This window comes from Mesorhizobium sp. M0195, assembly GCF_040322115.1.
Classification (GTDB): domain Bacteria; phylum Pseudomonadota; class Alphaproteobacteria; order Rhizobiales; family Rhizobiaceae; genus Mesorhizobium.
The window spans coordinates 157,559-171,737 of the sequence record NZ_JAMYSV010000011.1 but is presented as its reverse complement, the minus strand read 5'-3'; the positions used below and the strand labels follow the sequence as shown (position 1 = coordinate 171,737).

Annotated in this window: 14 protein-coding genes; 3 read left to right on the top strand and 11 right to left on the bottom strand. The window is 63.0% G+C overall.

Translation table 11 applies throughout. From position 1 onward, the window contains the following. Positions 1–67: 67 nt before the first annotated feature. Both NKJ12_RS32295 and NKJ12_RS21215 read right to left on the bottom strand, forming a co-directional pair. Entirely contained in the window at positions 68–448 is a 381-nt protein-coding gene (locus NKJ12_RS32295) for a DUF2778 domain-containing protein (RefSeq protein ID WP_502905723.1), read from the bottom strand. A 1,707-nt stretch (positions 449–2,155) separates the two neighbouring features. After that, positions 2,156–2,968, bottom strand: coding sequence for a class I SAM-dependent methyltransferase (locus tag NKJ12_RS21215; protein ID WP_352507111.1), 813 nt, complete (start codon positions 2,966–2,968; stop codon positions 2,156–2,158). Between the two features lie 189 nt (positions 2,969–3,157). Between NKJ12_RS21215 and NKJ12_RS21210 the strand changes: the two genes are divergently transcribed. Further along, the gene (locus NKJ12_RS21210; protein ID WP_352507110.1) at positions 3,158–3,580 is read left to right on the top strand and encodes a hypothetical protein; all 423 of its coding nucleotides are present in this window, start codon (positions 3,158–3,160) and stop codon (positions 3,578–3,580) included. 301 nt (positions 3,581–3,881) lie between these two features. Here NKJ12_RS21210 and NKJ12_RS21205 read toward each other — a convergent pair whose 3' ends face one another. The 4 genes from NKJ12_RS21205 to NKJ12_RS21190 form a co-directional block, all read right to left on the bottom strand. Beyond that, the gene (locus NKJ12_RS21205) at positions 3,882–4,478 is read right to left on the bottom strand and encodes a cation efflux transmembrane domain-containing protein (protein WP_352507109.1); all 597 of its coding nucleotides are present in this window, start codon (positions 4,476–4,478) and stop codon (positions 3,882–3,884) included. Positions 4,479–4,657: 179 nt separating this feature from the next. Further along, on the bottom strand, positions 4,658–5,878 hold the full coding sequence (locus NKJ12_RS21200; protein ID WP_352689615.1) for an NAD(P)/FAD-dependent oxidoreductase: 1,221 nt from the start codon (positions 5,876–5,878) through the stop codon (positions 4,658–4,660). Next, entirely contained in the window at positions 5,875–6,588 is a 714-nt protein-coding gene (locus NKJ12_RS21195; protein ID WP_352507107.1) for a methyltransferase domain-containing protein, read from the bottom strand. Before NKJ12_RS21195 ends, NKJ12_RS21200 begins: the two co-directional genes overlap by 4 nt. Beyond that, the gene (locus tag NKJ12_RS21190; RefSeq protein ID WP_352507106.1) at positions 6,585–7,652 is read right to left on the bottom strand and encodes a type III polyketide synthase; all 1,068 of its coding nucleotides are present in this window, start codon (positions 7,650–7,652) and stop codon (positions 6,585–6,587) included. The genes NKJ12_RS21195 and NKJ12_RS21190 overlap by 4 nt, the downstream gene beginning before the upstream one ends. A gap of 254 nt (positions 7,653–7,906) precedes the next feature. Between NKJ12_RS21190 and cueR the strand changes: the two genes are divergently transcribed. Next, positions 7,907–8,305, top strand: coding sequence for a Cu(I)-responsive transcriptional regulator (gene cueR, locus NKJ12_RS21185; RefSeq protein WP_352704839.1), 399 nt, complete (start codon positions 7,907–7,909; stop codon positions 8,303–8,305). Continuing rightward, positions 8,302–8,859 carry a cytochrome c gene (locus NKJ12_RS21180; protein ID WP_352704837.1) on the top strand — a complete coding sequence of 186 codons (558 nt, stop codon included), beginning with the start codon at positions 8,302–8,304 and terminating at the stop codon, positions 8,857–8,859. The genes cueR and NKJ12_RS21180 overlap by 4 nt, the downstream gene beginning before the upstream one ends. Positions 8,860–8,918: 59 nt before the next feature. On the opposite strand, the gene NKJ12_RS21175 is transcribed toward NKJ12_RS21180, so the two are convergent. From NKJ12_RS21175 to NKJ12_RS21155, 5 genes are all read right to left on the bottom strand, one after another. Next, positions 8,919–9,707: a sulfite exporter TauE/SafE family protein gene (locus NKJ12_RS21175; RefSeq protein WP_352704835.1), complete on the bottom strand. Its 789-nt coding sequence runs from the start codon at positions 9,705–9,707 to the stop codon at positions 8,919–8,921. 113 nt (positions 9,708–9,820) lie between these two features. Then, complete coding sequence (atzF, locus tag NKJ12_RS21170) at positions 9,821–11,629, bottom strand: allophanate hydrolase (RefSeq protein WP_352704833.1); 1,809 nt, start codon at positions 11,627–11,629, stop codon at positions 9,821–9,823. Next, complete coding sequence (locus NKJ12_RS21165) at positions 11,626–11,976, bottom strand: cupin domain-containing protein (RefSeq protein ID WP_352475666.1); 351 nt, start codon at positions 11,974–11,976, stop codon at positions 11,626–11,628. The genes atzF and NKJ12_RS21165 overlap by 4 nt, the downstream gene beginning before the upstream one ends. Continuing rightward, positions 11,969–12,637: a cysteine hydrolase family protein gene (locus tag NKJ12_RS21160; protein ID WP_352704831.1), complete on the bottom strand. Its 669-nt coding sequence runs from the start codon at positions 12,635–12,637 to the stop codon at positions 11,969–11,971. Before NKJ12_RS21160 ends, NKJ12_RS21165 begins: the two co-directional genes overlap by 8 nt. Beyond that, on the bottom strand, positions 12,637–14,169 hold the full coding sequence (locus tag NKJ12_RS21155; protein WP_352704829.1) for an ABC transporter ATP-binding protein: 1,533 nt from the start codon (positions 14,167–14,169) through the stop codon (positions 12,637–12,639). Before NKJ12_RS21155 ends, NKJ12_RS21160 begins: the two co-directional genes overlap by 1 nt. Positions 14,170–14,179: the final 10 nt, after the last annotated feature.

The following is a 14,179-nucleotide window of genomic DNA, read 5'->3' as shown; positions in this document are numbered from 1 at the left end:
ACAAGGGGGCGGAGCTCACAAAGACGAGCGAAATCCCTGCGATCCCGCCCCATCCAAACATCCCCGGTTACTGCGCAACAGGCCCCTCTTGGGCGACGCGTGTCAGCGGCTTCGACAGGCGCGGCACGACGACAAGGCGCTTGATCTTGCCTTTCTTGTAGGCGGCGAGGAAGCGGGCATAGTCCTTGAAGACGACGCAGCCATTGGATTCGGCGCGCCCGCCGCGCAGCATGTAGGTGTGGGCGAGCAGGCCGTCGCGGCCATATTTGTTGCTGCCGCTGGCCGGCGTCAGACGGATCGCCTCGACACCGTGGAAGCGCGATTCCCGCAGCGTCAGATTGTAGGTGTCGGGCGGCGTCGGACCGACATTCTTCTTGTGAACGTAGCGCGGCTGGTCGACCATCGCGCCCAGTCCCGAATGTGCCTCCAGCCGTGAGCCGTCGGGCATATAGACGGTCTTGGCCGAGATGTCGTAGACGGCGACGCCGCTGCCCATGTTGGGCGTGGTGAACAGGTTCCTGAAGGCTCCGCCGAGTCCGCCGGAAGGCATGTCGGGCTTGGCATAGGCCAGCATGTCGCCGCCCTGCGTCTTCGACCGTTTGCCCGACACGGCCGGCACTGCCGCTTGTGACGAATTGCGAGGCGACAGGCTGCCGGGTAGCGTCTCGACCGGCGGAGCGTCGGCCGTCTGGACCTTGCTCGCCCTGGATGCCTGGGCCCTGGATTTCTGGGGCGGCTCCGTTTTTGCTACCTGGGCCTTTGATGCCTGGGCCTTTGATGCCTGATCCTTTGGCGCCCGGTCTTTCGAGGCTTGAGCCTGGGGCGCCGGCTCATCGATGTCCGCCTGCGGACGCAGGGTCGGCAGCGGAACGCTGTCGGGCATGTCGTCCTGCGGCGGCAGCGAGGCCAGTTGGACCTCAGGCTCTTGCGGCCCTTGCGAAGCTGCCGGCTCGCTTGCCACGACGGCTGCCGGAAGCACGTCGATCATCTGCTCGGGCAATGTATTCGCCAGCGCCAGCGCCAGGCGCGACGAACGTTCAATCTCCGCCACCGCCGGCCCGAAGCGCACGGATGCCGGGCCGTTCGGGTCGGGTATGCGTACCGGCTCGGCGAACCGGGCGGCGGCCGGCAGGCTTGCGAGCATGACGGGTGAGCCGGCACGGGCAAAGGCGGCGGCAAGCTTTTGCGGCGACAGCCCTGCTTTGGCCACCACGTCGTCGAAGCTCGATCGCCGCGATGCATCGGCGACAAGCGGCACCGTATTGCGCTTGAGACGCGCCGATTTTCCCTGGTGAACGAAGTTCGAAGCTGACAGCAGGCAGTTGGCATCGCACCCGTGCTGCAGCAGCTTGGCCGACAGCGCCGCGTTTGCTGCGGCCCATGTCGGGGCCTGCGCCTTTGCAAGGCTGCGGCGAGGATCGGCGAGCGCGATGGTGCGCGGCGCGAGCAGGCTTTGCGGGAGACCGTTGGAGGCCGCGGTGAGCGAGGTTCCCATCGAATAAAGGCCGGCCAAGGTCGCCACCGACCATAAAGCAATGGCTGCGCCGACGGCCGGAACCGCGACCCAGCGCAGGCCGGGCCTCATCGAAGTCAATCCAGTTGCAGGACTGTCACCCCGGGTTTTCGCACTTACAAACGCCATTCAACCACTCTCAATCGGCCGATGCCGGCTAGCGGATTTCGCAGCCGTGACATTCACAGTTCGCCTGGTGCCCCCAGCACGCTTCGCGTCTGTTGCCGATTGATTCAAAAGATGGACAAAGTTGGTTAACCAATCCCTCTACCGACCGCCGATTGGGCGACGGTCACACCAAAAAACGCCCTCCAAAACCTGCATAGTTGGCAAAACTGCCGTCCAATGATGACTTTGCTGCCCGTTTTTGTCGGCCGAGTCAAGAAAGCGAAATGACTAGACCTTGCTGGGCGGAGTCGGCCATGGCTGCGAAAGTGAAGCCGGGCCGACCAGAATCTTGCGGCCGGCAGCCACCGTCATCGAGCCCCGGCGATCGATCAGACCGGTGATTATCGACCCGGCACTTGTCGACCTGCCACTCGGGCGAATGAACGGTTACCGTCTGAGATTTCGGGACAGCGGCAAGATGTTTGCCGCGCAGCAGCTGAATGTCGCCAAGTGCCGGAGCGGGATATCCAGCACCTAGACCACTGCCATCACTATGTGAGCCTGAATTTTGGCAGCAACCTTGCCGCTGCCATGCCTGTCTGCAATGGCGGCTGCGGCATAGTCGGTTGCAGCGTCCAGCTTCCCCGCCTCTCTGGCCTCGATTTCGTTGCGAAGGAGAGTGCCCTGGCAATAAGCAACGGCCGGAAGGCGCGGCGAGGAGGCCCGGCTTTGTTCGGCCCTCGTCTCGATCACCACACCGGAAAAACCTGCGTCCTCCAGCTCGCTACGGATCAGTGCCGTATCGTGGTAGCCATGCGGCGTGCGTGCCAGAAAGCGCGGCGGATCGTTCGGAAAAATCCTCGCCAGAGCATTCGTCACATCGTTCGCAAATACATTCTCTTCGATGCGATCCCATACGCTGAATAGAAAATGTCCTCCGGGCTTTAGGACTCGCCGGGCTTCGCGGTAGGCAGATGAGCGGTTGGGAAAGAACATCGCACCGAACTGACAACAAACGAGATCGAAGGCCGCATTTTCGAACGGTAGCGCCAGAGCATCAGCCTGACGCCATTTGATGCGATCGTCGGGAGCTTGCCGCGAAGCGGCGTAGTCGAGCATCGGCTGGTTGAGGTCGGTTACGACATAGCTTGCATCGGCGGACAGTGTTGGCGCCAATGCGCGGGTGACAACCCCGGTACCTGCAGCGGTTTCCAGAACGGCGCTTGGCGACAAGGACGCTGCTCGTCGTGCAAGATCTGCGGCGAACGGCTCGAAAATCAACGGCACCATGTAGCGGTCGTAGTTTTCCGGAATTGAGCCAGCGAACACCTTGTCCGTTTCCAACATTGCTATCCCCCGTCGCCCGTTTGATGGCTCGCCAGCATAGCATGGAATTGTTTGCTATTCGGTCGCATTCGACCGAGGGGCGGTCTCGCTCCCGGAAGCTCCGAAACGTCGTGCTGCAATTACCTGCATATGTGCTAATGTATTGTGGTCATGCGCATTGGTGCGTGGCCAATATAATGGGAGGATGCCATGAAAACCCTAAATCGCAGGTCTGCAATTGCGCTCGGCGTGACGGCGGCAGCGGTAACGCCTTTGTTCACGCTGGCGGCTGCTGCAAAGGTCAAGAAATACGGCCCGAAGGAAGGCAAGGAGATAGCCCCCGGCGTCAGGGTGGTCGAGGTCGGCACCGGCAATTCCGACATCCCCGCCTACAAGAGCATCTCAATTGTCGATGTGGTCTTCCAGCCGGGAGCAGCCGCCCCTGCAATGGTGATGGACAACGACATGGTGTGCACCATTGCCGCCGGTGAATTCACGATCAAGAAAGCCGACAAGGAATTCAAGCTCAAGGAAGGTGACGTATATACCTGCTCCAAGGGCAAGACCGACGCGGCAGCCAACACCAGCAAGGTGGTCGGCATCCACCGCATCGCCGTCTTGATACCTGCCTAGCGCATGCCGACGAAAACCGGCCCGCGTCCTTTTCGGAGCGCGGGCCTTTTGATGACGTGCGTGGCCTAGAGCGGTTCATCGTTTCACCGCTTCGACCCGGTCGACTTCGTCCAAGTGTGGTGAGGCTCATGCTGTTCATGGTTTTTCCGCCCGATTTTTACGTATGAGCGGTTCTCCCTCCGACCGCTTTGAAAGGGTGCGATTATATTAGAGATCGCGCAAGTTTCTGGCTGACTGCTGGCCGGTATAGGGGCCCGCATTGGCGGATTGGCAATCCGGCAGCGCGCTGGGCGTTTGGGCTTCACGAACCGGCTCGGTGCTCCTCCCGCGCTGCCTCCCAGACCTCGCGCGCCGCGTCTGCGTTCAGCGCCGCAATTCCGAGGCCGACGATCAAATCCGGCCATGCCGAGCGCCATAGGAAGGCAGTTATCAACCCGGCCAGTATGATCGCGATGTTGGCGACGGCGTCGTTGCGGGCCGAAAGGAATGCCGCCCTGGTAAGACTGCCGCTGTGACGGCGGTAGCGCGCCAGCATGTAGGCGCACGACAGGTTGACCGCCAAGGCGCCCAACCCCGCCAGCGTCAGCGCTGCCGGCTGCGGCGGCACCGGCATGTTGAACTTTTCCCACGCGGTCCACAGCGTCGCCAGGCCGGGCACCAGAAGGATAAGCGCCAGCGCCATGCCGACCCGCGAGCGGGCACGCAGCGACCAGCCCATGGCGAGCAGTATCAGGAGATTGACCGAGGCATCTTCCAGAAAATCGACGCTGTCGGCGAACAGCGACACCGAGCCGATCGCCAGCGCCACGGCGAATTCGATGCCGAAGTAACCGAGGTTCAGCAGCGCGACGACAAGCACCACCCGGCGAAGGCCGTCCGACGTAATGGCTTGCTGCATAGTCTGCCCCGATGTGATGGCGTTAATGTTATTGCTGGGCGTCCCGTTCCTCGACCGTCTCGATCTCGCAGGCTTTGAGGCCAGCCTAGGCCGAACATGGCACGTCTGTCACCAAAACACCTGCGAGCCAAAACAGGATGGTCACCCTGTTTTGGGCGTGCCCTCATGCGCGCCGCTCGTCAGGCAAAGCCGGGAACCGGCTTGGTCTTGCCGCTCAGTTGCGCGCCCAATGTCAGCGCCTGCGGGAAATTCCGGACGATCGCCGCCATCGCGGTGGCGCTGCCGGGGCGAAGGGCAATTCCGGCAATAGCAGCGGCAGCGTAGACCCGGGTCGAAAACAGTCTTTTCCAGGCCGCCTCGTAGCGTCTGGCGGCGGCCTCGCGCCCCGCTTGGCCACTTGGCGCGGATGCGAGTTCGCTAGCCAGCAGCCAGCCGGACTGAAGCGCCATCGAGATGCCCTCGGCGATAACGGGATGAGACTCTCCGGCTGCATTGCCGACCCGGAAGATGTCCTGTTCGTAGCAGGAGCGAATTCCCGGCCGGATCGGACCCGCGGCAAGCCACGGGCCGTCGAGGTGCGCCGGTTCCAGGGCGTCTCGCACGCCCCGGCATGAATTCATGAGATGGCGCGAGACCACATCGGCGGCTGACACATGGCTCCGGTGTTCGGGGTCATGTTGTTTACGCAGCCGCGCGAGCACATCGCGGCGAATGCAGCACGAGATCGACAACCGTCCATGATCCGCCGAGACCATGCCGCCATAGCCGCCGGGAAAAGCCAGCAGAGGCATCAAATCCGGTGCGAGCGACGACCCGGTGAAATGCGCCTTGAAGCCGAGCAAGTCCGACGGCCGATTGGTCTTTGCGAGCTGGCTGGGTAATGGTCCCGGCTCCCAGGAGCCGTGTGCGGCGACAATCACCGGCGCACGCAACATCACCGCTTCATCCCCGGCCTGAACTCGTACACGTTGCATCTCACCATCCCGGTCGATGGCGACGGCGCGGCAGGGCTGGAAGATTTCGACGCCCGCCGATCGCGCCGCCTGTAGAAGCAGAGAGTCGAGAATGTCCCGGCCGAGCGCCCGGCCGAAGCCGTGTTTCGCACGAGACCCAGCTCCTGCACCAGGCATTGCAGCCTCGACGGAGGTCTCACCGGAAAACAAACCGACGCGGCGGATTTCGGGGCCGGCATTGGCACGCCAGGCATCGCCGATCTCCAGCTGGTCGAGAAGCGCAAGATTGCTTGCCGAGATGTATTCGCCGCAGACCTTGCGGCGCGGAAATGCGGTCTTCTCCACAATGGCCGCGGCCCATCCGCGCCGGGCCAGCGTGAGCGCGACAGATGTGCCCGCCGGGCCGGCGCCTATGATGATCGCATCATGGGTCGACAATCGCGTCATGGCTCGTTACTGGCGCTGGCGCCGACGAAGATATGGGAAAACAGGCCAGCGCGCCGTTCCTCGACCGGTTTGCCGTTGGCCGCAAGCCAGAGGCCGGAAAGCTCGCTGCCGCGAAAGCCGGCACGCACGCTCTGAGCCGCGTCGTTTCGTGTGACGTCGTTGGCGCCGATTGCCGGGAGAAGACGGGTCGCGGCCAGCGCCAGTTTCGCCCGCAGCGGCTCTGTCGCGATGAGCAACGGGGCTTTCGGCCTGATCAGCGAAAACAGACGCACGAGCTTCGCATCGTCGAGATGATGCAGAAACAGATTGACGGTCATGGCATCGAACCGCACGCCCTCGATCTTTCCTGCCCAGTCGAAGACATCGGCGGTGACGCCTTCGGCCTTCCATCCCAGCCTGTCGAAATCACCGCGCAGTTGCGCCGTGACAAGGTCGACGCGGTCGAGCATTACCAGTTCGACCCCGGGCCAATGCCTGGCCATGCGCCGCGCCACCGCCAGCATGAAGGAGCCATCGCCGGCGCCGATCTCCAGGATGCGGCGTGGCGGTTTTGGCACGAACCTCCTGAGCAACGACGTCATGATCGGCGCCTGAAACATCAGCATATTGATGCGACGAAGGTCGCGGCGCGCGACAAGCGCTCGCGGATCGTCGGCAGCAAGTCCGTCGAGGATTTCCGGCGCAAGCTGCCGACGCTCCAGGCCGCTCATGACACCGTTCGAAAGAGCATGGTTTCCGCCGTCAATCCTGGTCCGAACGACATGCCGCACCCGAGCAGGCCGGGTGGCGCCTTCAACATCTCCTTCATCACGAACATGACGGTCGCGGACGACATGTTCCCATACCGGCGCAACACCTCGCGCGATGGGTCCAGCGCGGTGGACACCAGTTTCAGGGCCCTTTCGACGGCGTCGAGAACCGAACGTCCACCCGGGTGCACGGCCCAAAGGTCGATGTCTTCCGCCGATCGACCGCCGAGGATGGCGGCCTGGTTGCTCCGCAACGCTTCATGAATGGCTGCCGGAACCTGGCCGGAAAGAACCATTTCGAAGCCGTGGTCGCGAATGTTCCAGCGCATCAGCTCCCGCCGCTCCCTCGCCACCAGACAGTGAAAGCTATCGAGCTCGATGCCGGCCGGCTCGGCGGTCACGAGCGCGGCCGCGCAGCCGTCACCCCAAAGGCAGAACGACAGCAGTTTTTCGAGTTCAGTGGTTTCGCGCAGATGCATCGTGCAGAGCTCGATATTGACCAGCAGGACCTTGGCCTGTGGGTCGGAGCGGACGATGTGGTGGGCCAGCTTGAGGCCGTTGATTGCCGCGTAGCAACCCATGAACCCGATCATCGTGCGTTCGACACTATCCGGCAGCCCACACCGGGCAACCAGTTCGAGATCGATGCCCGGCGCCGAAAAACCGGTGCAGGTGGTGACGATCAAATGGGTGATGCGGGAGGCGTCGTCGCCAAGCTGCAATCCGTCGATGCCCTTTTGCGCCAGAACAGGTGCTGCATCGTCGAACATTGCCATTCTCATCGCCGTTCCGGGAAACGCACCGCGGATGAACGTCCCCGCTAGGTCGGCGGACGGTCCCTCGGGGTCGGACGCCGGCGCAAAGCAGGAATAGCGGTGCTCGATGCCGGCAAGATCGGCCATGCGTTCGAAGATCCTCCGGCGATCGGCCGCGAGCATCGAGGCCGCAAAACGCAGGTAGAATTGATGAACCTCGTGCTCCGGCACCGCTGTCGCGATCCGGTTGATATAGGCTTTGACGGACATATTCTGTCTCCTCGGCGTATGCACGGTGTGCCGCCGGAGGGTCTTTGGTTATTGACACCGATGTCGAACACCGGATTGAGCTGTTCGATAAACGTTTCCGAAAACTGATTTCTTCCCGAAGGTTCAGCACGTGCTGTTGGCAGGCAAACGGTTGGAGCCGGTGGGCGGTTGCGTCGGGCATCCAAAATCGCCACATCATGTTGACCTTCCATCTACTGGAAGGTCTATTTCCTCTGACAAAGGAGATTTCCGCCATGAACATCGGTATCGCATCCGAAAAATCCGGCCTGCCGTCCAAGACGATCCGTTATTACGAGGACATCGGGCTCTTGCATCCGGCCCGGACAGACAATGGCTATCGCGATTACTCGACGGCCGATATTCACCGGCTGCGCTTCCTGCAGCGCTCGCGAAGCCTGGGGTTTTCGGTCGACGAATGCCGCCAGTTGCTCTCGCTGTACCAGGACAGGGAACGTGACAGCGCCGACGTGAAGGCGATCGCGAAAGCCAAGCTGGTGGAGATCGACAGGAAGATCGCCGAACTGGTCGGATTGCGCGGCTTGCTCCACCATCTGGTCAGTCACTGCCACGGCGACGAGCGGCCGGATTGCCCGATCATCGACGAGCTGGCGGGACAAGGCATGGCGCAGTGAGGCTCGCAGCTGCTGCAACAGTGCTGTCGCTTGCCTGCGTCTCTGTCGTGCTCGCCGCCGCCCATTCGGACCGTGATGCGATCATCGAGGCTCGCCAGACCTCGATGAAGGAAATGGCCGAGGCGGCAAAGACGATCGCCGGGATGTTCGACGGCAAGCGGGCATACGACGCCGCAGCCTTCAAGGCGGCGGCCGAGACCATCCGCGCCCGCACCGGCCCTGCCTTGATTGCCGAATTCCCCCGCGCGACGTTGGGTGCGCCTTCAGGCGCCAAGCCGGATATCGACCCCGCCCGCGCGGAGTTCGAAGCACTGGCTCGTCATATCGGGACGCTGGCCCGCGCTCTGGCCTCCGACGCCGAGCGGGCGCCGCCGCGCATCACCGACGACATGAGAATGGGGTCCGGCCTGGCGATGGGCGGTGGCAGCCTGCTTGGCAAGCGACCATCACTCGCGGAAGCCGATTCCACTAAATTGCCGGCGGAGCACCTCCTGCATCTCATCCTGCAGGATTGCTCGAGCTGTCACTCGAAGTTTCGGCAAAGGGTCGAGTGATGGCCGGCTGGACGCCAGCCGGCAAGATTCGACCATCGGTCCTGGGTCAGTTTCTGTGCCTAGTTGTGCCGCCAGATCTTATATGCCGAAATGATCAGGATTGCGGCCAAGATTGGCAAGAGGACTTGCTCCGGCACAATGCCGAGCAGCAAGCCCCCGATGAACGTTCCGACAATTGAACCCGCTGCCATGACAAGCAAGAACGTCTTGTTCCTGCCGATCACTGAAAAGCTTTGATCCCGGCTGTAGCGGGTGAAGCCCACGAGCATGGTTGGCAAGCTCACCGCAAGCGACAGAGAGCCCGCCAGCTTAATATCGGCGCCGAACAGGAGAACCAGTGTCGGGATAAGAAGCTCGCCTCCTGCCACGCCTAGCAGAGATGCCACGATGCCGATTGCAAAGCCGGCAATGATGCCGGCGACGATCAGTGCCGCACCACTGAACAGCGGTTTGCCTGTCGCGCTCGGGTCGTGACCAAAGACCAGAACGATAGCGATCAACACCAGCAAACCGGCAATCACCCTGTAGAGCGTTTGCGACTTCAATTTCGTTGCCCATCCTGCTCCGAACCAAGCGCCTAGAAGGCTGCCGGTCAACAGATTGAGTATGATCGGCCATTGCGCCGCGACGGAAGGCAGCGGCACCGCCGCTGCTCGGAACGGCAATGCCGTGGCGACGACGACCAAACTGGTCGCCTTGTTCAGGATCACAGCTTCGAGGGCGGCAAAGCGAAACAGGCCAATCAGGAACGGAAGGCGGAACTCTGCCCCGCCAAGCCCAATCAGTCCACCAAGCGAACCGACGCCAGTTCCAATGATAAAGGGAAAGATTCCACGTCGAATTGTCATCCGCCCATATGCTGCGAAGGCATCGAAGTTTTCAACCAGCGCGACTTTATACGTTCCGCTCTGGATTACTCAGCAGTCCATTCGAAGTTCCGGCAAAAGGTCGAGTGATAGCGTCAGCTCCGCAGCTGCTGATCCGCCATGAAACTGCGCCAGCCGCCGAAATGCGAGATCTCCTTTGCATCGGTGAGGCCGGCACTTTCGACGAGGAAGCCTTTTGGCGACGTTCCATCGTCGAGCAGAAGCGTCCCAATGCCGAGCGGCGGCGGGATCGCGGCGACGAAGCGCCCGAAGGCTTGCGGCGAGAGCCGCCAGACTTCGACCTCGATCGCTGTCCCCTTGCCATTGCAGGTCCGCTCGAGCCCCGGTCGCGGCACCGACTGGCCGGCAAGCGCGTAAAGCCGGTAGAGCGGCGCCGTTCTCGCAGCCCGCGCGAACATGGCGCCGAGCTGCTGCAGCTGGCCGTTCAACGCCATCCCCGACAGATGCGCGCCGACCACGGCCAGCTCGATCGTGCCTTCATCCACGTCCGCGCGAGCATTGCCACGCGGCGGCAGCGGCCAGCCGGTAGCGCCTAGCGAAAGGCCGCTTGCCGCATGCACATCGCGCGCAAGCGACGCCGTCAGATGGTCCTTGCCCGCCGCGGCAAGCAAGGTGACGCTCATCGGCAAACCGTCGCTACGAGTTCCGCTCGGCACCGAAATGCCGCACAAGTCGAGCAGATTGACGAAGTTGGTGTAGGTGCCGAGCCGGCTGTTGGTGACGATGGGGTCAGCCAACACCGCTTCAACCGTATAATGCGTCGGCGCGGTCGGCACACAGAATAAGTCGACCGAGGCGATGACCGGCGCGAGCTTGGCCTTATAGCCTTGCAAGGCATAGAGCCCGTTGAAAGCGTCCACCGCCGAAAGCTTTCGCGCACCGCCGATGATCTGCCGCGTCACCGGATGCATGGCCGCCTCGTTGGCTTCCATGAAGTCCTTGATCGCGGCGTAACGCTCCGCCACCCAGGCGCCCTCGTAAAGCAGATTGGCGGTGGCGTAGAAATCGCCGAACGGGATTTCGACCAGCCTGCAGCCCAGCTCTTCCAGCGCGGCAAGAGCGGCCTCGAAGCCCGCCTGCATCGCCTGGTCGCCGAAGAACGTCCAGTCGGCCCTGGCCGGCACGCCGACCGTCAGCACCGGCGGGCGCGCGGCAAGGGCCTGAATGGCGAAGTCGCGCGAATAGGGATCGGCGTTGTCCTTTGCCGCCGCGATCTCGAACACCCTGTAGGCGTCGTCGACGGTGAGCGCGAACACCGAGACGCAGTCGAGTGTCCGGCAGGCCGGCACGACGCCGGCAGCCGACAGCGCGCCGACGCTCGGCTTCAGCCCGACAATGTTGTTGAGGCCGGCGGGTATGCGCCCCGAGCCAGCGGTGTCGGTGCCGAGCGCGAACGAGACGATGCCGCGTGCCGTCGCCACGGCCGAGCCGCACGAAGAGCCGCCCGGCACCAGTTTTGGATCGATCGCGTTCCTCGGGATCGGATAGGGCGTGCGCACGCCGACGAGGCCGGTGGCGAACTGGTCGAGATTGCTCTTGCCGACGACCAGCGCGCCGGCGGCCTTGAGGCGTGCGACGACGTTGGCGTCTTTTACCGGCAAGGAGGCATATTCCGCACATGCTGCCGTCGTCGGCATGCCGGCGACATCGATGTTGTCCTTGACCGCGAATGGTACGCCCCACAGCGGCTTTGCCAGGGGGTCGAATGGGCCGAGCTTTTCTGCTTCGGCAAGCATCTCCGCCCTGCTCGCCAGATGAATGAAGATGCCCGGATCGTCGGCTGTCGCAAGCCGCGCATGGATCGTATCGATCACCTCGCCGATGCCGACGCCGGCCTGATAGGCGGCGTGCAAGCTCGCTATATCGAAGCGGATGTCGCTCATTTGGCCTCGTCCAGAATGACTACCGGCAGGTTCCACTGGATGAGTACGACGCAGCCGTCTTTTGTCCACACCGAATGCTCGGTTCCGACCGGGTTCAGGATCACGCTGCCCGCGGCATAATCGCCGTTCTCGTCGCTCTGTGTGCCTTCCAGCACGATGATCGTTTCCAGCCCGGCATGGCGATGACGCGGCACGCCGGCGCCCGCCCGGTAGTTCAGGATCGCCACCGACGGTTCCGTCGGTCCGCCCTTGAGCAGCCAATGCACCGTAATGCCATCGCGGAAATGCTCGAACGGCAGGTCGCGCCAGCCCCCCTGAATGAGAGCCCGGTATGCAATGTTAGGCATTGGAAATTCCCTCGAGCACCTGATCGGTCGTTGCGGTCCAGCCGACGATGGCGCCCTGCGCCCTGATCATGGCCAGCGCTGCCGCCTTGAACTCGGGAAAATAGCTCTCCGTCGCATCCTCGGCGAGCAGGCATTCATAGCCGCGGTCGTTGGCCTCGCGCATCGTCGTCTGCACGCAGACCTCCGTCGTCACTCCGGCAAAGACCAGTTGCTGTGCGCCGAGCCGCTTTAGGTCGTCGCCGAAGGTGGTGGCATAGAATGCGCCCTTGCCGGGTTTTTCGATGACGATCTCGCCGGGCAGTGGCGCAAGTTCATCGAGGATCGCCGTTCCCGGCTCGCCGACGATCAGCACGCGACCCATTGGACCGACGTCGCCGATCCGGATCGATGGGTTGCCGCGGTTGCGCTTGGCCGGCGGCAGATCCGAAAGGTCTGCCTTGTGGCACTCCATCGTGTGGATCACCGGCAGGCCGGCGGTGCGGAACCCCTCGATCAGCCTCTTCACCGTCGGCACAATCGCCGTGACCCGGCTGACGTCGTTGCCGAGGCTGGCGCCGAAGCCGCCCGGCTCGGCGAAATCGCGCTGCATGTCGATGACGACCAGCGCCATCGTCTCAGGCTTGAAGGCGAACGGAAACGGCAGCGCCTCGATCTCCGCCATCAATGATGTCCCGCCATGTGCTCGCCGATCGTCTGTACGCTCGCCTGCGCGATCGGCGTCTCGTAGACCAGCGCACCGTCCGACATGACGAAGATGCGGTCTGAAAGTTCAAGCAGCTCGTCGAGGTCTTCCGACATCAGAAGCACCGCGGCGCCGGCATTGCGCGCCTTCATGATACGGGCGCGGATTTCGGCCACGGCGGAGAAGTCGAGGCCGAAACACGGGTTGGAGACGATCAGAAGATCGACTTCGCCGGTCAGCTCGCGCGCCAGCACCGCGCGCTGCACATTGCCGCCCGACAGCGACGAAATCGGCGAAGCTAGGGATGCCGTCTTGACCTTGAACTGTTCGACCAGACGGGCCGCGTAGTCCCTGATCGCGCTCATCCTGATCCAACTGACCGGCTTGCCGGCCTCATCGAGGTCGAAGGTCCGGAAGGCCATGTTTTCCGCGACCGTCATCTTCGGTGCGCAGGCATTGCGCAACGGTTCCTCCGGAATGAAGCGGACATTGAGCGTGCGCGCCTCGCTGCGGCTGGCGCCATAGGGCGAGCCCTTCACCAGAATGTCGCCGGCATTGCGCGCCCGCTGTCCGGCAAGGACTTCGAGAAACTCCTTCTGGCCGTTGCCGGAGATGCCGGCAACGCCGACGATCTCGCCGGACTTAACATCGAGTTCGCGGATGTCGATGGTTTTCAAGCCGGTGCGGTCGGGCGCCTTCAGCGACTTCACCGTCAGCACCTGCCGGGCCCCGGCCGGCACCGGAGCACGACTGTCGAGCGCTGAAATCGGCTGGTCGCCGATCATCATCGCCGCCATCTGCTTGTGGGAGAGTTCGGAGACCTTCCCGGTTCCGGTCAGCCTGCCCTTGCGCAGCACTGTGATGTCGTCGGCAAATGCCGTCACCTCGTGGAATTTATGCGAGATCATCAGCACCGTAAGGTCGCCGCTCCTTGTCATGTCGCGCACCAGCCCAAGCACCTCCTGCGCTTCGCCGGGAGTGAGCACCGAGGTCGGCTCGTCGAGCACCAGGAAACTGCGGCCGAGATAGAGCTGCTTGATGATTTCGAGCTTCTGCTTCTCGCCGGCCGCAAGTTCGGCCACCTTGACGTCGAGCGGCAGCTTGAACGGCATACGCTGCATGAATTGCGCAAGTGCGGCGCGCTCCTTGCGCCAGTCGATGACCCCGGGCACCTTCTCGCGCGAAATAACCAAATTCTCCGCGCCGGTCAGCGACGGGACGAGCGTGAAATGCTGATAGACCATGCCGAGCCCTAGCGCCGAAGCGTCCTTGGGACTGGCGATCGCGACCTCGCGGCCTTCGACCAGCATGTCGCCGGCGGTCGGGTGATAAAAACCCATCATGCATTTGACCAGCGTCGACTTGCCGGCGCCGTTTTCGCCGAGCAGCGCATGGAACGATCCCGCCGGCACCTTTATCGAGACGTCGTCCAGCGCGGTGAAGGCGCCGAAGCGCATGGTCATGCCGATGGTCTCGACGCCGACGGCTTTCTTGCCGATGCTTCCGCTCAAGATCGTGTCC